Below are 19,658 nucleotides of genomic sequence, written 5' to 3'. Positions count from 1 at the left end.
GACGCCGGTGAGTTTGGTCGGCACCGGCGCACCGCGTCAAGCGAGCCGTGGGCGCCGGACCGAACACGGAAAAGCTTGCGTTTCCCTGAAATCTGTCTATTTTGAGGGATGCAGTTTCAAACGACCCCGGCGTATGCCGGCTGCGGTCTACCCGATCGAGCTACACGCGACTTCCGGCGACTTTGAGACCTGTTACCCCTGCCGCGCCAAGCGATGGCGTGGCAACGACCTATGAGGAACGACCAAGATGACGACTGGAACCGTGAAGTGGTTTAATCGGGACAAGGGCTATGGCTTCATCCAGCCCGAAGGCGGTGCGAAGGATGCTTTCGTGCATATCTCCGCCGTGGAACGCGCCGGCTTGACCACGCTGGAAGAAGGCCAACGCGTGCAGTACGAACTGCAGGCCGGCCGCAACGGCAAGCAATCGGCCGAAAACCTCGTGCTGGTGGACTGACACCGGCGCCGAGGCGCGTCCCGCCCTCGGGCGGTGACGGCCGACGTTGACCAAAGGCCCGTGAGAGCGACGCTCTCACGGGTTTTTTGTGTTTGCGCGCGGGCGGATATCACCGGGCGGCCGCTGCATGCCTTGCCGACACCGGCGCGGGCGACTATGCCGGTCGCGGGTATGACAAGGAGTGCAGGCGATGAAACCACGTATCATGACAACGGGACTCGGGCTGGCGGCGATGATCATGGCGGCGATGGCGGGCCAGGACGGGCTGGCGGACGCCAGGATGACCGACCAGGGCGGTCCGGTGCGTGCGCCTGAGACCACGTTTCGCCAGATCTGCACCGCCTGCCACGCCGAGCGCATGGCGCCCGACGACATGCACGCGCGCCGCACCATGGCCGCCCCGCCCATGAACCTGATGTCGACGCTGATCCGCCGCAAGCTGGGCAATGACCGGCAGGCGTTCGTCGACCATGTGACCGGCTTCACCCTGGCGCCGACCGCCGACCGGGCGCTGGCCATGCCGCGCGCGATCCGCCGCTTCGGGCTGATGCCGCCGATCCAGGAGATCGACCCGACGCTCACCGAAGCCGATATCGAGGCGGTCGCCAACTGGCTTTACGACCATTACGACTATGAGGCCGAACGCGGCGCCCTGCGCGACCACGAACGCGACCACCACCGCCCATAGCCGCACCACAGCGCAAACAAACGCCCGGTGCCGCGCACGGCGAACGGCGGCCAGGGGGCGGCGCTTGCGCGGGGCCTGACGGAACCGACGGGGGCGGCGCGAAACACACGGCGGTCGGCGGGCGGGTGCCGGCGCCTATTGCACCTTGCCGCGGACCGCGCGGGTGCCCGGGCGGCCGGCGCTGGAGCGGCCCTTGGGCCGGCCGTCGCTGCGCCCGCCGCGCGCCTTGCGCTTGGCCTTGTCGGGCCGCGCCGTCGCCGCTTCGAGCGTGCCGGCGCCCAGATCCTGTTCCTCCAGCCGGCGCAGTTCGTCACGCAGGCGCGCCGCCTCCTCGAATTCCAGATTGGCCGCCGCCTCCTTCATCCGGCCTTCGAGCTCTGCCATGTGCGCCTTGAGATTGTGGCCGATGAGCGCGCCGGCCTCCTCGCCCGCCTCGACGGTCACATAGTCGGCCTCTTCCCGGCTCTCCAGGATGTCGCCGATCTTCTTCTTGATGGTCTCGGGCGTGATGCCGTGCAGGGCGTTATAGGCCAGTTGCTTGTCGCGCCGGCGGTCGGTCTCGGCGAGCGCGCGCTCCATCGAGCCGGTGCGCTTGTCGGCATAGAGCAGCACCCGACCGTCCACATTGCGCGCCGCCCGGCCGATGGTCTGGATCAGCGACGTCTCGGAGCGCAGGAAGCCCTCCTTGTCGGCGTCGAGCACGGCGACCAGGCCGCATTCGGGGATGTCGAGCCCCTCGCGCAGCAGGTTGATGCCGACCAGCGCGTCGAACACGCCCAGGCGCAGGTCGCGGATGATCTCGATGCGCTCGATGGCGTCGATGTCCGAGTGCATGTAGCGCACCCGGATGCCGTTTTCGTGCAGATACTCGGTCAGGTCCTCGGCCATGCGCTTGGTCAGCGTGGTGCACAGGGTGCGCCGACCGGCCTGGGCCTCGCGGCGCACCTCGTGCATCAGGTCGTCCACCTGGGTCTCCACCGGGCGGATCTCGTAGGGCGGGTCGACCAAGCCGGTGGGCCGGATCACCTGTTCGGTGAACGCGCCGCCGGTCTGCTCCAACTCCCACGGCCCCGGGGTCGCCGACACATAGACCGACTGCGGGCGCATGGCGTCGAATTCGGCGAATTTGAGCGGCCGGTTGTCGATACAGCTGGGCAGCCGGAACCCGTGCTCGGCCAGCGTCGCCTTGCGCCGATAGTCGCCGCGTTCCATGCCGCCCACCTGCGGGATGGTCACATGGCTTTCGTCGACGAACAACAGCGCGTTGTCGGGCAGATACTCGAACAAGGTCGGCGGCGGATCGCCCGGGCGCCGGCCGGTCAGATAGCGCGAATAATTCTCGATGCCGGCGCACGAGCCGGTGGCCATCATCATCTCGATGTCGAAATTGGTCCGCTGTTCGAGCCGCTGGGCTTCCAGCAGCTTGCCCTGGGCCTCGAATTCTTCGAGCCGCGCCTGAAGCTCCTGGCGGATCTGCTTGGCGGCCTGGTCGAGCGTCGGCTTGGGTGTCACATAGTGGGAATTGGCGTAAAGCTTGACCTTGTCGCGGGTGGCGATCTTCTCGCCCGTCAGCGGGTCGAACTCGTGGATCGCCTCGATCTCGTCGCCGAACATGGACAGCCGCCAGGCGCGGTCTTCCAGGTGGCTGGGGAAGATCTCCACGGTATCGCCGCGCTTGCGGAAGGTGCCGCGCTGGAAGGCGTTGTCGTTGCGCTTGTACTGCAATTCGGTGAGCTTGCGGCGCAGGGCGCCGTCCTCGATCTCGTCGCCGACCGCCAGCGTCACCGCCATTTCCGAATAGGTCTCGACCGCGCCGATACCGTAGATGCACGACACCGACGCGACGATGATCACGTCGTCGCGCTCCAACAGCGACCGGGTGGCGGCGTGGCGCATCCGGTCGATCTGTTCATTGATATTGGCTTCCTTCTCGATATAGGTGTCGGTGCGCGGCACATAGGCTTCGGGCTGATAATAATCGTAATAGCTGACGAAGTATTCGACCGCGTTATTGGGAAAGAACTGCTTGAACTCACCGTACAGCTGGGCGGCGAGGATCTTGTTCGGCGCCAGGATCAGCGCCGGGCGCTGGGTCGCCTCGATCACCTTGGCCATGGTGAAGGTCTTGCCCGAACCGGTGACGCCCAACAACACCTGGTCCATCTCGCCGGCCTCGGCCGCCGCCACCAACTCCTTGATCGCCTGGGGCTGGTCGCCGCGCGGTTCGTACTCCGACTCGATGCGCAGCGGCACCCCGCCCTCGGTCTTTTCCGGCCGCACCGGCCGGTGCGGCATCCAGGGCTGCAGCCCGCCGGCGACTTGACCGGCGGGATCGGGCGCGGGGGCATCGGGCGCGGCGGGGGTCGACATGGGCGCGGCGGCTTTCCGGTTTTGGCAGGTGAACGGGACGGGAACAAGGTGGGGCGCCGGCGCCCGCTTGTCCAGGGGCGCCCCGATCCGCGACCGGCCGCCCATGCCCCCGCCACATCCATCAAGACGCTTGCGAGCCCCTTGCCCGCTGTCGTACCCACGTCAGTGTTGGCGGCACCCGGCGCCGCCGACGCCGCACCGCTTTCTAGCCCCGGCGCGGCCCTTCCCACGTCAGACGGGACGACAATTCGACGATGATTGACCAAGCCTTTTGGGCGAACAAGCGCGTGCTGGTCACCGGCGTGTGCGGTACCGTGGGCGGCGAATTGCTGCGCCAATTGATGGCCACGAGCGTCGCCGAGATCATCGGCATCGATCATAACGAGAGCGATCTGTTCTTCCTGGAACAGCGCTGTCAGGGCGACGACCGGGTGCGGCTCTATTTGGGCGACATCCGCGACCGCGACCAGTTGATCGACCGCATGCGCGGCATCGACATCGTCTTGCACGCCGCCGCCCTCAAGCATGTGGGCCTGTGCGAACGGTCGCCGCGCGACGCCATCGCCACCAACATCCTGGGCACCGAAAACATCATCGAAGCGGCGATCGCCAACCAGGTGGGCCGGGTGCTGTTCACCTCGTCCGACAAGGCGGTCAACCCGACCAATGTGATGGGCACGTCGAAGCTGATGGGCGAGCGGCTGATGACCTCGGCCAACGCGCGCCGGCCCGAAGGCGGCACGGTGTTCGCGTCGACCCGGTTCGGCAATGTGCTGGGCAGCCGCGGCTCGGTGATCCCGGTGTTCCGCCGCCAGATCGCCGCGGGCGGGCCGGTCACCCTGACCGACCCCGAGATGACCCGGTTCATCATGACGCTGGGCGAGGCGGTGCGGCTGGTGATGGACAGCGCGATGATCGCGCGCGGCGGCGAAGTGTTCGTCACCAAGATGCCGGTGGCGCGCATCGCCGACCTGGCGCGGGTGATGATCGACACGCTCGGCCCCTGCCATGGCCACGATCCGGCCAAGATCGCGGTTCAGGAAATCGGCGCCAAGCCGGGTGAAAAGCTCTATGAGGAGTTGATGAACGAAGAGGAGGTCCGCCGCACCGTCGAGCTGTCGCAGTACTTCGCGGTCAAGCCGGCGTTCCGGGCCGACTATCAGGACATTCGCTACGACTATCCGGGCGAAACGCCGCAACCGTGCGCCAAGGCCTACAACTCCTCGCTGGAGCCAGCCATGTCGCGCGCCGATCTGACCGATTACATGACCCGCAGCGGTCTGTTGAACGACGAGGCTGAGTGATGCGCGTATTGATTCTGGGCGGCGACGGCTATCTGGGCTGGCCGACCGCCATGGACATGGCGGCCCGGGGCCACGATGTCTGGGTGATCGACAATTATCTGCGCCGCCACATGGCCGCCGACACCGACAGCGAGCCGTTGATCCCGGCACCCAAGCTGCCCGACCGGGCGGCGCTGTTCGAGGCGGCGACCGGCCACAAGATCCGCGTCACCGAAGGCGACGCCGGCGACCGCGAGACGCTGGCCCGGGTGTTTCAGGAATTCGTCCCCGAAGCGCTGATCCACTACGCCGAACAACCCTCGGCGCCCTATTCCATGCGCGACTATGACAGCGCGCGGATCACCCTCGACAACAATCTGGGCGTCACCTTCAACGCCATCTGGGCGATCCTGGAACACGCCCCCGACTGCCACCTGATCAAGCTCGGCACCATGGGCGAATACGGCACGCCCAATATCGACATTGAGGAAGGCTGGATCGACATCGAGCACAAGGGCCGGCGCGACACCTTCCTGTTCCCGCGCGCGGCGGGCTCGCTCTACCACACCACCAAGGTGCTCGACACCGACCTGATCTGGTTCTACTGCCGGGTCTACGGCCTGCGCGCCACCGACCTGATGCAAGGCCCGGTCTATGGCCTGACCCTGCCCGAGGCCGGCGGCGACACCCGGCTGATGCCGCACTTCCACTATGACGACATCTTCGGCACCGCGCTCAACCGCTTCCTGGTCCAGGCGGTGGCCGGCGTGCCGTTGACCGTCTATGGCAAGGGCGGCCAGACGCGCGGCTATCTCAACCTGCTGGACACGTTGCAATGCGTGAATCTGGCCATGGAGACGCCGGTGGAGCCAGGCCGGCTGCGCATCCTCAACCAGTTCACCGAGACCTTCTCGGTCAACGCGCTGGCCGAGCAGGTGCGCCGCGTGGGCGGCCAGATGGGCCTCGACGTGACGGTGCAAAACCTGCCCAACCCGCGCAAGGAAGCCGAGGAACACTATTACAACCCGGCCCATTCCGGGCTGCTGGACCTGGGGCTCCAACCCCACTATCTGACCGACGAGGTGATGGCCGAAATGCTGTCCCTGGTGCGCGACCATGCCGACCGGATCGACACCGGCCGGATCCTGCCCCGAGTGAAATGGAACTAAAAACATGCGTTGGTTGATTACGGGCGGCTGCGGCTTCATCGGGCGGATGCTGATCCGCCGGCTGGTCGACGAGGGCGGCCATGCGATCCGCGTGGTCGATAATCTGAGCGTCGGCCAAACGGATGCGCTGACCGCCTTCACAGCGCTCACCCGCGAGGATGCCGAGCGACCGGGGCCGATGGCCGACACACCCGGCGTGACCCTGATCGAAGCCGATATCCGCGACGCCGCCGCCATGGCGCGCGCGGTCGACGGCGCCCAGGTGATCGTCCACCTGGCCGCCAACACCGGCGTCGAACCGTCGGTCAAGGACCCGATGTTCGACTGCGAGAGCAACGTGACGGGCACGCTCAACATGCTGGAAGCGGCACGCCACGCCGGCACCGACACGTTCGTCTTCGCGTCGAGCGGCGCGCCGGCGGGCGAGGTGGAACCGCCGATCCACGAGGAACTGGCACCGCACCCGGTGTCGCCCTACGGCGCCAGCAAGCTGGCCGGCGAGGGCTATTGTTCGGCCTATGCGCGCACCTTCGGGGTCAAGACCGTGTGCCTGCGCTTCGGCAATGTCTACGGGCCGGGCTCGACCCACAAGTCGAGCGTGGTGGCCAAGTTCATCCGCCGCGCGCTCGCCGGCGAAAAGCTGGAAATCTACGGCGACGGCGCCCAGACCCGCGACTATATCTTCATCACCGACTTGGTGGACGCGATCGTCAAGGCGGCGACCGTGCCGGACGTGGGCGGCGAGGTGTTCCAGATCGCCACGGCGGCCGAGACCTCCGTCGGCGAGATGGTCGACAAGCTGTTGCCGGTGCTCGAAGCCCATGGCGTGGCCCGGCCCGAAGTGATCCACGGCGCACCGCGCCAGGGCGACGTGATGCGCAACTATTCCGACACCTCCAAGGCACGGCGGATGCTCGGCTGGCAAGCGACCCACGACCTGGACACCGGCCTGCCCAAGACCGTCGCCTGGTTCACCACCCCGGCCGGCGACGTCTGACCGACGGCGGAGGTGCCGAAACCGCCGCCCCAGCGGTGGGCCGATTGCGCCCCGGCGGTGGCCACCACGGCGCCAAGCGGTTTCCCAACGGATGCCGTGGCAAGCATCGCAGGACGCTGCCGCCGCGCCAAGGATGAGCGAGCCCATGCGCCCGACGACGCCACCGCAACCGTCCACGCCCCGCAAGGCTGCCCCAGACGCGCGCCCCCCCGGCCATCGCGACCGGCCGGCAGACCGGTCGCCAAACCGACCATGACCGACGACCCGCCCGCGCCGCCGGCCGGCGCATCGGATCAGCGCACGGCGCGGGTCGGCCTGTTGCGGGCCGGCGCGTGGAGCCTGGTGCTCAAAGCCGGCAACCTGCTGCTGGGCCTGGGCCTCAGCGTAGCGCTCGCGCGGCTCATGGGGCCGAGCGCCTATGGCCATTACGCCTTCGCCCTGGCGATCGTCATGATGCTGGCACTGCTTGCGCGGCTCGGCCTGCCGGCCTTGACCCTGCGTGAGACCGCCCAGGCGCTCGCCCGTGGCGATGGCGGCCACTATCGCGGCATCTGGCGCTGGGCGCTGGTTGCAGTGGGCGTGTTGTCCGGCATCGCCGCGACCGGTGCCGGGCTGGTCGCGGTGACGCTCGACGGTGTCCGGGCGCAGGCGGTGCTCGCCGGGCTCGCGCTGGTACCGCTGGTGGCGCTGTTGCGCCTGGCCGATGCGCGCGCCCGGGGGCAGGGGCGGATCCTCGCGGGCCAGATCCCCGACGGGCTGCTGCGCCCTGCCCTTCTGCTCACCCTGGCGCTGGCCGCGGCAACGATCGCCGGACCGACCGCGCTGACGCCGTCTCGGGTGATCGCCGGCCACGCGCTCGCCGCCGGGATCGCATTGGCGGTCGGGCTGGCGCTGCTGCGCCGGGATCGGCCGGCCGGGGCCGCGCTCGCGCCGGTGTTCGAACATCGGCGCTGGGCGCGCGCGGTGCTGCCGCTGGGGCTGATCGCCGGGCTTCAGGTCGTCAACATGCACGCCGACCTGATCCTGCTGGGCCTGTTCCGCCCGGCCGAAGAGGTCGGGCTCTACCGCGTGGCGGCGCAAGCCGCCCTGCTGATCGGTGCCGGACAGCAAGCGCTCAACATGGTCACCACCCCGCAATTCGCCCGCCTGGCCGCCGCCGACAACCGGCCCGGCCTGCAGCGGGTGGCGACGCTCAACGCCCGGCTCGCCGCGGCGCTGTCGCTGCCCGTGGCGGCGCTGTTCGTGCTTGGCGGCGAGCCGGTGCTGGCGGTCCTGTTCGGCGCCCAATACGCCCCCGCCGTCGGAGCGCTGGCGATCCTGTGCCTGGGCCAGGTGGCCAGTGCAGCCGTGGGCGGGGTTGGCCATCTGCTCAACATGACCGGCAACGAAGCGGTCAACGCCCGGACGTTGGCGGCGACCATGACGCTCAATCTGGCGCTCAACCTGGCCCTGATCCCGGCGTTCGGCATGGCCGGTGCGGCGACCGCCACGACCCTGTCGCTGGCGCTTCTGAACGCCGTGCTGTGGCGCGCTGCCAAGGCCCGGGTGGGCGTGCGCTGCGACCCGTTCTGACCAGGGCCGAGAGGCTTCCCTGGGCCGCTTCTGGCCACTCCTGTGGTCGGCCACCGGTTTTGATCGCCTTGTCTGCGGGGTCGGTCTGAGAGCCCGGTGTGATCGCCGAGCCTCGGCCGCCCGGTCTGATCGAGAGGCCGCGCCGCCCCCGGCGCTCACCCCCGGCGGGCCGCCGGCACCTCGGCATGGACGCGGCGTAACAGGGCTGCCAGCCGCTCGGCGAACACCGTGGTGTCGAAGGCGCGCTCGATCAGCCGCCGACCGTTCAGCCCCTTGCGCAACCGCGCCTCATCATCGGCGCACAACCGGTCGAGCGCCTGATACCATTCGACCGCGGTGGCGGCGCTGAGCCCGACATCGTCGGCGGCCAGCACGTCGCGGTTCATGCCCACCGGCGACGCCACCGCCGGGATCCCCACGGCCAGGAATTGCAGCATCTTGTAGCTGCACTTGCCGCGCGACCAGGCGCTGTCGTGCAGCGGCATCAAGCCGATATCCATGTCGCGCAGGTCGGCCAGTTCGCGCGCCGGGTCCCAATAGCGAAACACCAGCCGCTGGTCGTCGAACGCCCAATGGGGCGGCCGCCGGTTCGATATCGCCAGGAACCGCACATCGGCCCGGTCGCGGACCAGGGCCTCGACGGCGGGGCGCGCCAGGTCCAGATTGGGGTGGTTGCCGTCGGTACCGATCCAGCCGATGGTGATCGGGCGGCGAGCGACGCGCTCACCCGGCGCGGCCACCGGGCGCGGTGTGTAGAGTGTGGTGTCCACCGGCGTCGGCAGCACGTGGACGTTGGGATTGTGCGCACGGTACCAGGCGGCGATGGTGTCGTTGCCGGCGATGATCGCGTCCACGTTGCGCGCCAGGCGGCCGGCGGTTTGTTCGCTGTTGTGGCCCGACAGCCAGATGGCGTCGTCCACATCCAACACCCGGGGTCGCGGCAAGAGATGCACCGCGCGCTCCAGCCCCGGCAGCACCGACCGGCCGATCAACGTCACGTCGGCACGCCGGGCGCCCAACACGCCAGGCACCCGACCGAGAATGTTGAGCGTCATCTGCATCAAGGCCCAGGGCGGCAGGTAACGCCGCGATACCCGGTTGAGCAGCCCCGGCAACAGGATGTGCTGGCTGACGAACGGGCAGTATTCGCGCAGCGTCACGCCCCGCTCGGCGAGGGGCACCCGGTACTGCCGAACCCGGAAGCGCGGCGAGGGCGCATGACGGCCCGAGGTCAGCGCAGCGACGGTGAGCGGCGCCCTCTCGGTCCGCTGGCCGGTCTCATGGCTAGACATGCCGGCGTCCCAGCCGCACCAACCGGTCAGCGGTGCGCGCCCTGGCCCGAACGGCGCGTCCATCCGGACGATCCGAGCCGGAGGAGCCCGCACCGCTCATCGCCGATACCCGAAGCGCGCCAGCGCCTCGCCCTGGGCCGCGGCCACCGACGCCCATGCCGGGTCGCCTTGATGGGCGTAGGCGCGCTGCGGGTCGACCCCCGCCGCAGCGGCCCGTATCCGCTCGGACGAAACGGCCAGCCCCAACGCAGCGGCCAGATCTCCCAGACCGACGACCGGGTCGCCCAGCAGCGTCTCATAGGTCACCTCGTGCACCACCGTGCCCTGGGGCAGCGCGAACGGCCCGCCGGTGTCGGCGGCGAGCCGCTCGGCCCGTTGCATATAGTCGAGCCAGAGCGAGAAGGCGCCTTCGGGCTCGCGACAGCGCACCGAGTCGACGAAGCCACCGCACTTGGGCAACAGCGCGTGGAGCGGCCGGTGGCGACGGTAGCGCCGTTCGATCACCCGACGGCTGCGCGCCGTGCGCATCACCAGGCTGCGCGCCACGTCGACGCCATGCCGGCGCACATGGATCAGCCGGGCATCGGGAAACACGCGCAGCCACAGCGGCAGGGTCAGGGTGTTGCGCGGATCTTTCCAGCCCCAAGGCCCCGGCAGGTTGGTCAGCCCGCGGTGGCGCCAATACGCCCGGGGGCCGAGAAAGGCCAAACTGCGCGGCCCGGCGACCGCATGGGCCAGATAGCGCGCATGGACCTGCGCCAGATCGTCGTCGGCGAGCAAGCGGTCGAACGGTACCGGCTCGTCCCAGCGCGCGCCGGCGGCCGCCAGCAGCCATTTATTGAGGCTTTGGAAGAACCGCGCTTCATGATTGGCGTCAAGACCCGCACCCATGAACACCCCGAGCCCGGACAGCGCCCGCGCCACCATAGTGGTGCCAGACCGGTGCATGCCGTAGACGATAATCGGGCCGGGTGACATGGGCGTGGAACGACTCTCGTAAGAAGCTTTTTCAGGCTGGAAGACCTGCGTTAATGCGCTCTGACCATCGGGCCAAGTTTGCCTCAAACAGCGACAACGGCAACTCGGTCTGTCGACACCAGTCGGCAATAGGATCCGTTTGACAGCCGGAAGCAGGTTTTAATGTTGCGCCGAATTCTGACCTTTGCCCCGTAGAACAGTCTACAGCAAGGGAGAGATTCCCGTCGCATCGATACCATAAAGAATTTTTTGCCCTTTCGAACTTAGCGGCTCCTTCTACACTGGCGGAGGAGCGAGAACAATGTCTGAAGAACACAAGGGCGAAAGTAGGGGACGGGCTCGCTTCCACACCGCGATGCCACCTCATCGACAACAGACCGGCAAGGGACCGCCGGCCGACGCCCCCGCTCAGGCCCAGTCGCCCTCGGTGGGGATGCTCAGCGTAGCGCCGCAATGCTTGCAATGGACGGCGTCCGGGTCGTGACGCTCGAGGCCGCAGGTGGCGCAGGCATGGCGGATCTTGGGCGGCCGGAAGATCGTCTGCACCAAGCGCAGAAACAACGCCACCCCGAACACCATGATCAGCACCGAAACCAGGCGGCCCAGCGGGTCGGCCATGGTGATGTCGCCAAAGCCCGTGGTGGTCAGCGTCGCCACGGTGAAGTAGAGCGCATCCAGATAGCTGGAAATCGCCGGATTGTCTTCGACCTCGATCACATAGACCAGCGCGGTGATCACGAACACGAAGACGATCAGATTGACGCTCGACTGCACCACCTCCTCGTGCCGGCGAAACCACGCCGACGTCTCGCGCAGTTCGCGGATCACATAGTAAGAGCGCAGGATGCGCAGTATCCGCACCACGCGGACGAACGCCAGATTGCTGAGAAACATCGGCGCGATCAACGACGCGACCACGAGCACGTCGAGCCAGGTCATCAGGTTGGCCGCGAACGCCGCCCGATCGCGCGAGGCGATGAGGCGTGCCAAAAGGTCGAGCACCAGCAGCCCGGCAATCGCCATGTCGGCCGCGTGCAACCAAGCACCCGCGGGCAAAGCGGTGGAAATCAGGAAATACAGCACCACGAGGGCGTCGAAGACCGCCATGGCATAGCGCGCCCGGCGCGCGTGCCGGCCGCCGCCCTGGTAAAGGTCGAACAGGCGTCGGTGCAACCAAGTCATAGCGCTGGCTCGACCCTCCCGGCCCCACGCTCGGCGCCGATGACGGCCGCCAGTGCGGGCCACCGCACCACCCGGCTGGACAGAACCACCCGATTGGGCCCCGCCGACCGTGCCGAGCGCGCCGCCAACCGCGCGCCCCTCACCCGCGGCCCGGCCCGCGACCGCCCACCGGCCGGGCGATCAGTTGAGCGATGCCTTGCGATAGGCCCCGGGTGTCGAGCCGACGCTGCGCCGAAACGCAGCGGTCAGGTGCGACTGGCTTGAAAACCCGGTCTCGCGCGCGATGTCAGCGATCGACAGCGACGGGTCCACCAGCAGTTGCTTGGCGCGTTGGATGCGCCGTTCGAGCACATACTGGTGCACGGTCTGCCCGGCCCGTTGCTTGAAGATCCGGGCCAGATGGAACGGCGAGCACTGGGCGATCCGCGACAGTTCTTCAAGCGTCAGCGACGCGCCGGGATTGGCGTCGATATAGGCGATCACCTCGTCGAGGCGGCCGCCCGCCTCGGTTTGCGGCTTCTTGGCCGGCTGGGCGAGATCGTCGGCCATCATGACCAACCGCGCCACGATCAGGTTGGCGCCGTGTTCGAGATACTTGGCGCTCAGACCCGGCAGCGCGTCGCCATGCTCCCACAAGGACAGCATCACCTGCGAAATCACCGGGTCCTGGTGCATCCGCTCTTGCAGCGGCGTCAGATCGGTCTTCGAGCCGTCGCGCCGCGCCGCCATCGCCCGGTTCATCAGCGATACCGGGATCGACAGCGCACACACCTCGTGCGAGCCGTTATTGACCGCCGACACCGCAACCCCCGGCGGCGCCAGGATCATGTCGCCCGGCCGCGGATTGACGTCGAACTCCTGGTCGCCAAAATTGACATCGCTTTGCAGATTGCCGCGCACCAGGGTGAACAATGTGTATGTCTCGGTCGGCGGATGATTGACCTCGCCGGCGCGATGGCGCGCCCGGACCACCGACACCGGCTCGCCCGTGCTCAGGATCACCTGTTTGACGCCCAGCGCCTGCGACCGATAGGGACCGTGGCGATACCACTGCCCCAGGTCGAGCACCGCATCCAGCTTGCCGCCGTCCAAATTTTGAATCTGGTTCATGTCACGCTACCATGACCTTGTGGCCATCCCGCCGTTATCATGCCTCTAAGAATGTAGGGTCGGTGTCCCCCGCGTTCCAGGGCGGGCGGGCGTCCAGCGCCTGAACCGGAGCCTGATCAGTCCCGAGAGCATGCAAAATCAAGACCTATATCTATCGCGTGTGCGGATTGTGTCAAGCGACCGACGGAAACAAAATCGACACCTGTCTCCGCAATCGATCGAATTTTCGTCAAAGTGACACCACCGGACGCCTCCAACGGCACATGACCGGCAGCAAGCGAGACAGCCTCTCGCATGGTTGAGAGATCCATATTATCCAGAAGAAGGCGACTGACACCGGAGGCTAGGCCAGTTTTCACTTGGTCTAGATTATCACACTCCAGCTCGATCGGCAGATCTGTTTTCGCCATAACCCGGTCGAGTGCCGCCTGCACTCCACCGGCGGCGGCGATGTGATTGTCTTTGATCAGGATCGCATCCGCCAGCCCTTGGCGGTGATTGTGGGCGCCGCCACAGCGCGACGCGTATTTTGCCAATCGGCGCAGGCCCGGCACGGTCTTGCGGGTGTCCAGAAGCACCGTACCGGTGCCGTCGATGGCGTCCGCATAGGCCCGGGTCAGCGTCGCGATCCCGGACAAATGTTGCAAAAGATTGAGCGCGGCGCGTTCACCAACCAGAATCGGCCGGGCCGCGCCGGCAACCGTGAACAACGTCTCGCCGGCGGCCAGCCGCTCGCCGTCGCGCACCCGAGCCGCGATCTCGAGCGTCGGGTCGAGCGCCCGAAACACCGCGAGCGCGAGCCCGAGGCCGGCAACCACCATGGTCTCGCGTGCCACCGCCGAGGCGGCGGCCCGAGCGGCCGCCGGCACGGCCAGATCGGTGGTTACATCGCCGCGCCCGGTGGCTGGATCGATGCCGTCTTCGCGCAGCAATGTGGCGACAAACGCCGCGGTTTCGGCCGGCGACAGCGGGCCCGACGACGCCATGGCGGCGGCCGGCGCGGCCCCGGCAGCGGAAACGGGATCGGACGAGGGCGAAGACGGCGGAGGCGCCATGGGCAGAACTCCCTGGATCGAGAACGACCGAAGCGGTCGGATGAAGCGGATTAGCGCTCGCCGAGGCGCGGCAGAAGCTCGGCGAAGTTACACGGGCGGTGGCGGCTGTCCAATTGGGCCGCAAGGATGCGGTCCCAGCCGTCGCGCACCGCCGACGGGCTGCCCGGCAAGGCGAAGATATAGGTGCCGCCGGCGACGCCCGCAGTGGCCCGGGACTGGATCGTCGCCGTGCCGATGATCTCGAACGAGATCCAGCGGAACAACTCGCCGAAGCCCGGGATCATCTTGTCGCACACCGCCTCGACCGCCTCGGGCGCCACGTCGCGCCCGGTCACGCCGGTGCCGCCGGTGGTGATCACCACCTCGACCGCCGGGTCTTGGGCCAGCGCACGCAGCCGCGCGGTCAACGCCGCCAGATCGTCCGCCACCCAGTCCCGCGCGGCCAAGACGTGACCGCCACCGGCGACGCGCTCGGCCAGCACATCGCCCGAGGCATCATCGCCGGGTCCGCGGCTGTCGGACACGGTCAGCACGGCCACATGGAGGGGCCGAAAGGCGCGGTCGGCAGCGGCATCAGGGGCCACGGATCAAGTCTCCGCCAAAGCGCCCGGCAACCGTCACGGCGCCCGGCGGGTCCAATTGTTCATACAATGGCCAGGCGTTGGCAGCGAGTGCGTCGAGCGACGGCGCCGCCTGCCCCAGGCGCATTCGATACAGCCACAGATTGGCCATCACCCGCTTAACATAGGTGCGGGTTTCGCTGACCGGAAGGGTCTCCACATAGAGCAGCGGGTCGGCCAGATACTCGGTCTGGCGTTTCCAGCGGGCCAGATTGCCCGGCCCGCCATTATAGGCCGCCAGCATCATCAGCAGGTTGCCGTCGGTGCGCTCCATCCGGCGCAGCACATCCAGATAGCGCTGGCCCAATTCCAGATTGAGATCGGGCTGATAAAGGCGGTTGCGCCGCCAGCGCAGGCTCTGGTCGCGCGCCATCATGCCGGCCGTCGACGGCATCAACTGCATCAACCCCGACGCCCCGGCATGGCTGCGCGCCCGGTGGCGAAACGCCGATTCCTGCCGGATCACGCCCAGCACCAGCGCGCGGTCGAGGGCGAGGCCCGCCTCGTCGAGCCACGCCGGCACCGGAAAGCGCCACGCCCGCGGCGCCGCAGCACCGGCATGGCGGCCCACATAAAGCTGCGTCGCCGGCAGGTCGAGCGCCGCCGCCAGGGCGCCGAGCGCGCGCCAATGCGTGTGGCCACGGCGCTTGACGATCAGCCGCAGATCCTGGTCGGCGCGAAAGTACTGCCCCGCATCCACCAGCGCGATCACCCGCCGCACGGCGGGGTCGGCGCGCAGCGCCGCCATATCGTCGTCATCGACCGCCTGACCCGACGCTCCCTGGCCCGGCGTGCCCTGGCCCGGCGTGCCCTGCCAATCATCGAGCGGCGGCAAGCCCAACTGGGCCCGCGCCAGCAACCCATAAAAGCTCTCCGGCGCGCCCAAGGCCCGGCGCAGATGGGTCGACACCCGCCCCGCAGAGCCGCAGACCAACGCCGCGCGCGCCGCCCAAACGGCACCGGCGGCGCGGCGTTCGGCCGTCTCGCCCTGCTCGGCGACCAACGCGAACGCCGGCTCGGCCCCGGTGCAATCACCCGACCGCCAGATCGCCAGGCCAACAGCCCAGGCATCGGCCCCCGCCGCGGCAGGGGCCAAGGCCATGGCATGGCGCCCGAGTGCGGCCGCCTTGGCGTCGTCATGGTCGCGAAAGTAAGCGGCGGCGGTTGCCGCCAAGGCTGCCGAACGCTCCGCCGGCGTCAACAGATCGGCCGCCGCCCAAAGGCGCTTTTCGGCCCGATCCGGGCGACCGAGACGCAGATAGCGCGCAACCAGCGCCTCAACCGCCGCCACCTGGCGACGCTCGGCGCGGCTGCGGCGCGGACCGCTGTCCGGCTTGGCGCGCGGCGTCGGCACCACGGCCGCCGTCGAGGCACCAGCGCCGGCGGCGGCCACGTCAAGTCCGGCCCACGACCGCAACACCACCGGGTCGGGCCGACGCGGCGCGGCCGCCCGGCCCTGTCGACGCCGTGCCAGGGCATAGACCCGTTGGGCCCCGGGATGGTCGGCATACTCGGCCAGCCAGTCGCGCAGTTCGTCGTAGCGCGAGCGATAGGCCGTGGGGTGCATGTAACGCTGGAACAGCACGTGCCCCATCAAGATGCGGTCGTCGATCTGGGCGATTTGAGCGTCGGCCGCCGCCCACTGCCCGTCTTCCTGCAACTGGAACACCCGGCGATAGCGCACCGCATCCGACGGGCTCAGCACGCGGACTTCGGCCGCGGGCCAGGGCGCCGCCGGTTCGTCGGCCGCCGCACCGATCCCAATGGTCGCCAGGGCCAGCAGCCAGACCGTCACCCTACGCCCCCACACCACACACAGCCGTCCGGCCATCACGCCCCCTTGATCCGTTCGGCGATCTGCAACAAATCCTGCCACGCCAAGCCTTTGAGCGCCGGCTGCCGCAACAGATAGGCCGGGTGAAAGGTCGGCATCACCGCCACCCCCAGGCCCGCCGACTGACCCGCCCCGGCACCGCCTCCAACATCGTCTCCGGCACCGTCTCCGGCCGCGCTCTGCGTCGGCGCCAGGGCCTGCCAGCGGCCGCGCAGTGCGGTGATCCCGGCGCTCGCCTGCAAGACGCCCTTGGCCGCGGTATTGCCCATGACCACCACCACCCGCGGCGCCGCCAAGGCGATATGGCGCAGGATGAACGGCCGACAGATGGCGATCTCTTCCAGGCTGGGCGTGCGATTGGCGGGCGGGCGCCAGTTGACCACATTGGTGATGTAGACATTGTCCGACCGACTGGCGCCGATCGCCGCCAGCATTCGGTCGAGCAGCCGACCGGCATCGCCCACGAACGGCCGGCCCTGGCGGTCTTCTTCAGCGCCCGGCGCCTCGCCGACGATCATCAGCGGCGCGCCCGGCAGGCCATCGGCGAACACGGTCTGGCGCGCGCCGCGCTTGAGCGCACAGCCCTCGAACCGGTCGAGCGCCTGACGCAACGCCTCAAGCGTCCCGGCCGCCCCGGCCAACCGTTCGGCCTCAACCGCAGCAGCCGCATCGCCCGCAACGGCCGCCGGGCGCGGCGACGGCGCCTGGGCCGGCGCGCGGTTTGGGACGGACGCATGGCTCGGGGCGGCGGCCCGATCCGGCGTGGCGTCACCGTCCGCGTCGCGCGACGCGCCGCCGCGCGACGCCCGGCCGCCCGCCAGATCGCCGGCCTCAGCCGACGGTCCATGGCCTTCGCCCGGCGAATGTCGTGCCGCGCGGTGCTGTTGACGTGCCCGACTGGCGGCGAAACGGTCCACCGGCGTCTCGACGATCGCTTCGTCGGCGCCCATGGCCACTTGCCAGGCTAAGAGCTGGGTCGCGTCTCCCACGCCCCTTTATCCCTTTTTACTTGCACTATTGCGGCAGTGAGGCGCCATGGATCGGCCGGTTTTTGTTCAAGCTTTAGTCGAGACCATGCCGAACGGCGGTTGTAAAGGCAAGCATGGTCTCAGAGCCGATTTGACGGCATCGGTCAAATCCGTTCTTATGGCGCCCGACCGACGCGCCCGGCGGGTCCTGCCGCGGCGCCCAATCCGATGGGGTGGTGAATGGAACGCGAGTCCATGGAATTCGACGTGGTCATCGTTGGTGGCGGCCCGGCCGGCCTGTCCGCGGCGATCCGCGTGCGCCAATTGGCCGAGGAACGCGGCGAGGACGTCAGCGTCTGCGTCCTGGAAAAAGGCTCGGAAATCGGCGCGCACATTCTGTCGGGTGCGGTGATCGACCCCAAGGCGCTCGACGAGTTGATCCCCGACTGGCGCGACAGCGACTGTCCGCTGCGCCAGAAGGTGACGTCGAACCACCACTGGTTCCTGTCTCAGACCGGCAAGACCGAGATCCCGCACGCCCTGCTGCCGCCGCTGATGTCCAATAAGGGCTGCTACACCGGCAGCCTGGGCAATCTGACCCGCTGGCTCGCCGAGCGCGCCGAGGCCCTGGGCGTCGAGGTCTATCCAGGCTTCGCGGTCGCCGAGGTGCTCTACAACGACGACGGCTCGGTCAAGGGGGTGGCCACCGGCGACATGGGGGTGGCGCGCGACGGCAGCAAGAAGGACGGCTATGAGCCCGGCGTCGAGCTGCACGGCAAGTACACCCTGTTCGCCGAGGGCGTGCGCGGCTCGTCATCCAAGCAACTGATCGAGCGCTTCGACCTGCGCGCCGGGCGCCAACCCCAGACCTACGGCATCGGGCTCAAGGAATTGTGGGACGCCCCCGACGGCCAGCACGACCCGGGCCGGGTCATCCACAGCCAGGGCTGGCCGCTCAAGGGGGTCGCCGGCGGCGGCTTTATCTATCACCAGGACAATGGCCAGATCGCCATCGGCTTCGTGGTGGCCCTCGATTACGAGAACCCTTATCTGTCGCCCTATGACGAATTCCAGCGCTTCAAGGACCACCCGGCGATCCGGCCGATGCTGGAAGGCGGCCGACGGGTCGCCTATGGCGCCCGGGCGATCAATGAAGGCGGCTGGCAGTCGGTGCCCAAGCTCAGCTTCCCCGGCGGCGCGCTGATCGGCTGTTCGGCGGGCTTCGTCAACGTGCCGCGCATCAAGGGCACCCACAACGCCATGAAGACCGCCATGCTCGCCGGCGAGGCGGCGGTCGACGCGGTGCTCGCCGGGCGCGCCAACGACGCCCTCGACAGCTATCAAATCGCCTACGAAAAGAGCTGGGTGCACAAGGAATTGAAGCGGGTGCGCAATGTCCGCCCGGCACTGGACAAGTTCGGCATCGTCGGCGGCACGCTCTATGCCGGCACCGACATGTGGCTGCAAAGCCTGGGGCTCGGCTGGCTGCTGGGCTGGACCTTCGGCAACCCGAAAGACCATGAAAAGACCGGCAAGGCGAAGGACTATCAGCCGATCGACTATCCCAAATATGACGGCGTGGTGACCTTCGACAAACTGTCCAGCGTCTATCTGTCGAACACCTATCACGAAGAGGACCAGCCCTGTCATCTGACGCTCAAGGACGACAGCGTGCCGATCCGCATCAATTGGGAGCAATATGCCGCCCCCGAACAACGCTACTGCCCGGCCGGCGTCTATGAGATCGTCGAGGCCGAGACCGGCGGCGGTGGGCTGCGCTTGCAGATCAACGCGCAGAACTGCGTCCACTGCAAGACCTGCGACATCAAGGACCCGACCCAGAACATCAACTGGGTGGTGCCCGAGGGCGGCGGCGGGCCAAACTATCCCAATATGTGATCGCGGTTTCGCAGGCGCGGCGCTTGGGCTAGGCTGAGCGGATCACAGGGCCCCGTCGGGACGACGGCGCCCGATCCCGCCGGCTAAGCCGCTGAAGACGGCAGCGCCACCGGGTGGCATGGCGGTCGCGCGTGACCACGCCCGACCGCCAGACCGGGGCGCCGCGCCGACCGGGGCTGCACCG

General features: G+C 68.4%; 16 protein-coding genes. 7 read left to right on the top strand and 9 right to left on the bottom strand.

Going from position 1 to position 19,658, the window contains the following annotated elements; genetic code table 11:
• The first annotated feature begins 247 nt into the window (after window positions 1-247).
• Entirely contained in the window at window positions 248-457 is a 210-nt protein-coding gene (locus EV659_RS07195) for a cold-shock protein (RefSeq protein WP_132708194.1), read from the top strand.
• A 190-nt stretch (window positions 458-647) separates the two neighbouring features.
• Complete coding sequence (locus EV659_RS07190) at window positions 648-1,145, top strand: hypothetical protein (RefSeq protein ID WP_132708193.1); 498 nt, start codon at window positions 648-650, stop codon at window positions 1,143-1,145.
• A 135-nt stretch (window positions 1,146-1,280) separates the two neighbouring features.
• On the opposite strand, the gene uvrB is transcribed toward EV659_RS07190, so the two are convergent.
• Complete coding sequence (uvrB, locus tag EV659_RS07185) at window positions 1,281-3,620, bottom strand: excinuclease ABC subunit UvrB (RefSeq protein WP_132708192.1); 2,340 nt, start codon at window positions 3,618-3,620, stop codon at window positions 1,281-1,283.
• 149 nt (window positions 3,621-3,769) lie between these two features.
• On the opposite strand from uvrB, the gene EV659_RS07180 reads away from it, so the two are divergent.
• The 4 genes from EV659_RS07180 to EV659_RS07165 all read left to right on the top strand — a co-directional run bounded on the left by EV659_RS07180 (window position 3,770) and on the right by EV659_RS07165 (window position 8,536).
• Complete coding sequence (locus tag EV659_RS07180) at window positions 3,770-4,819, top strand: SDR family NAD(P)-dependent oxidoreductase (RefSeq protein ID WP_132708191.1); 1,050 nt, start codon at window positions 3,770-3,772, stop codon at window positions 4,817-4,819.
• Window positions 4,819-5,967, top strand: coding sequence for an NAD-dependent epimerase/dehydratase family protein (locus EV659_RS07175; protein WP_132708190.1), 1,149 nt, complete (start codon window positions 4,819-4,821; stop codon window positions 5,965-5,967). The genes EV659_RS07180 and EV659_RS07175 overlap by 1 nt, the downstream gene beginning before the upstream one ends.
• Before the next feature lie 4 nt (window positions 5,968-5,971).
• Complete coding sequence (locus tag EV659_RS07170) at window positions 5,972-6,964, top strand: NAD-dependent epimerase/dehydratase family protein (RefSeq protein ID WP_132708189.1); 993 nt, start codon at window positions 5,972-5,974, stop codon at window positions 6,962-6,964.
• Window positions 6,965-7,216: 252 nt separating this feature from the next.
• Window positions 7,217-8,536, top strand: a complete 1,320-nt coding sequence (locus tag EV659_RS07165; RefSeq protein WP_132708188.1) for an oligosaccharide flippase family protein — start codon at window positions 7,217-7,219, stop codon at window positions 8,534-8,536.
• Window positions 8,537-8,691: 155 nt separating this feature from the next.
• Here EV659_RS07165 and EV659_RS07160 read toward each other — a convergent pair whose 3' ends face one another.
• From EV659_RS07160 to EV659_RS07125, 8 genes are all read right to left on the bottom strand, one after another.
• The gene (locus tag EV659_RS07160) at window positions 8,692-9,828 is read right to left on the bottom strand and encodes a glycosyltransferase family 4 protein (protein WP_165878771.1); all 1,137 of its coding nucleotides are present in this window, start codon (window positions 9,826-9,828) and stop codon (window positions 8,692-8,694) included.
• A 96-nt stretch (window positions 9,829-9,924) separates the two neighbouring features.
• On the bottom strand, window positions 9,925-10,806 hold the full coding sequence (locus EV659_RS07155; RefSeq protein WP_132708186.1) for a sulfotransferase: 882 nt from the start codon (window positions 10,804-10,806) through the stop codon (window positions 9,925-9,927).
• 408 nt (window positions 10,807-11,214) lie between these two features.
• Window positions 11,215-11,988 carry a potassium channel family protein gene (locus EV659_RS07150; RefSeq protein ID WP_132708185.1) on the bottom strand — a complete coding sequence of 258 codons (774 nt, stop codon included), beginning with the start codon at window positions 11,986-11,988 and terminating at the stop codon, window positions 11,215-11,217.
• A 180-nt stretch (window positions 11,989-12,168) separates the two neighbouring features.
• The gene (locus EV659_RS07145; protein ID WP_132708184.1) at window positions 12,169-13,098 is read right to left on the bottom strand and encodes a helix-turn-helix domain-containing protein; all 930 of its coding nucleotides are present in this window, start codon (window positions 13,096-13,098) and stop codon (window positions 12,169-12,171) included.
• 116 nt (window positions 13,099-13,214) lie between these two features.
• Complete coding sequence (nadC, locus tag EV659_RS07140) at window positions 13,215-14,084, bottom strand: carboxylating nicotinate-nucleotide diphosphorylase (protein ID WP_132708309.1); 870 nt, start codon at window positions 14,082-14,084, stop codon at window positions 13,215-13,217.
• A 119-nt stretch (window positions 14,085-14,203) separates the two neighbouring features.
• Entirely contained in the window at window positions 14,204-14,737 is a 534-nt protein-coding gene (gene moaB / locus EV659_RS07135) for a molybdenum cofactor biosynthesis protein B (protein ID WP_132708183.1), read from the bottom strand.
• Window positions 14,727-16,604, bottom strand: coding sequence for a lytic transglycosylase domain-containing protein (locus EV659_RS07130; RefSeq protein WP_132708182.1), 1,878 nt, complete (start codon window positions 16,602-16,604; stop codon window positions 14,727-14,729). Before EV659_RS07130 ends, moaB begins: the two co-directional genes overlap by 11 nt.
• A complete protein-coding gene (locus EV659_RS07125; RefSeq protein WP_200287362.1) occupies window positions 16,604-17,596 on the bottom strand; it encodes a uracil-DNA glycosylase in 993 nt (330 codons plus the stop codon). Before EV659_RS07125 ends, EV659_RS07130 begins: the two co-directional genes overlap by 1 nt.
• Before the next feature lie 219 nt (window positions 17,597-17,815).
• Between EV659_RS07125 and EV659_RS07120 the strand changes: the two genes are divergently transcribed.
• Window positions 17,816-19,474 carry an electron transfer flavoprotein-ubiquinone oxidoreductase gene (locus EV659_RS07120; RefSeq protein WP_132708181.1) on the top strand — a complete coding sequence of 553 codons (1,659 nt, stop codon included), beginning with the start codon at window positions 17,816-17,818 and terminating at the stop codon, window positions 19,472-19,474.
• The last annotated feature ends 184 nt before the right edge of the window (window positions 19,475-19,658 follow it).

This window comes from Rhodothalassium salexigens DSM 2132, assembly GCF_004341375.1.
GTDB lineage: Bacteria > Pseudomonadota > Alphaproteobacteria > Sphingomonadales > Rhodothalassiaceae > Rhodothalassium > Rhodothalassium salexigens.
The sequence above is the reverse complement of the archived record's forward strand: the minus strand, read 5'-3'. Positions and strand labels throughout refer to the sequence as shown.

Bases quoted from the DNA above. Each gene is read 5' to 3' on its own strand.
- EV659_RS07190 (WP_132708193.1), top strand. From the start codon at position 648: ATGAAACCACGTATCATGACAACGGGACTCGGGCTGGCGGCGATGATC.
- EV659_RS07175 (WP_132708190.1), top strand. From the start codon at position 4,819: ATGCGCGTATTGATTCTGGGCGGCGACGGCTATCTGGGCTGGCCGACC.
- EV659_RS07165 (WP_132708188.1), top strand. From the start codon at position 7,217: ATGACCGACGACCCGCCCGCGCCGCCGGCCGGCGCATCGGATCAGCGC.
- EV659_RS07120 (WP_132708181.1), top strand. From the start codon at position 17,816: ATGGAACGCGAGTCCATGGAATTCGACGTGGTCATCGTTGGTGGCGGC.
- EV659_RS07130 (WP_132708182.1), bottom strand. From the start codon at position 16,604: ATGGCCGGACGGCTGTGTGTGGTGTGGGGGCGTAGGGTGACGGTCTGG.
- uvrB (WP_132708192.1), bottom strand. From the start codon at position 3,620: ATGGGCGGCCGGTCGCGGATCGGGGCGCCCCTGGACAAGCGGGCGCCG.
- EV659_RS07145 (WP_132708184.1), bottom strand. From the start codon at position 13,098: ATGAACCAGATTCAAAATTTGGACGGCGGCAAGCTGGATGCGGTGCTC.
- EV659_RS07180 (WP_132708191.1), top strand. From the start codon at position 3,770: ATGATTGACCAAGCCTTTTGGGCGAACAAGCGCGTGCTGGTCACCGGC.
- EV659_RS07195 (WP_132708194.1), top strand. From the start codon at position 248: ATGACGACTGGAACCGTGAAGTGGTTTAATCGGGACAAGGGCTATGGC.
- EV659_RS07155 (WP_132708186.1), bottom strand. From the start codon at position 10,806: ATGTCACCCGGCCCGATTATCGTCTACGGCATGCACCGGTCTGGCACC.
- EV659_RS07160 (WP_165878771.1), bottom strand. From the start codon at position 9,828: ATGTCTAGCCATGAGACCGGCCAGCGGACCGAGAGGGCGCCGCTCACC.
- EV659_RS07170 (WP_132708189.1), top strand. From the start codon at position 5,972: ATGCGTTGGTTGATTACGGGCGGCTGCGGCTTCATCGGGCGGATGCTG.
- EV659_RS07150 (WP_132708185.1), bottom strand. From the start codon at position 11,988: ATGACTTGGTTGCACCGACGCCTGTTCGACCTTTACCAGGGCGGCGGC.
- nadC (WP_132708309.1), bottom strand. From the start codon at position 14,084: ATGGCGTCGTCGGGCCCGCTGTCGCCGGCCGAAACCGCGGCGTTTGTC.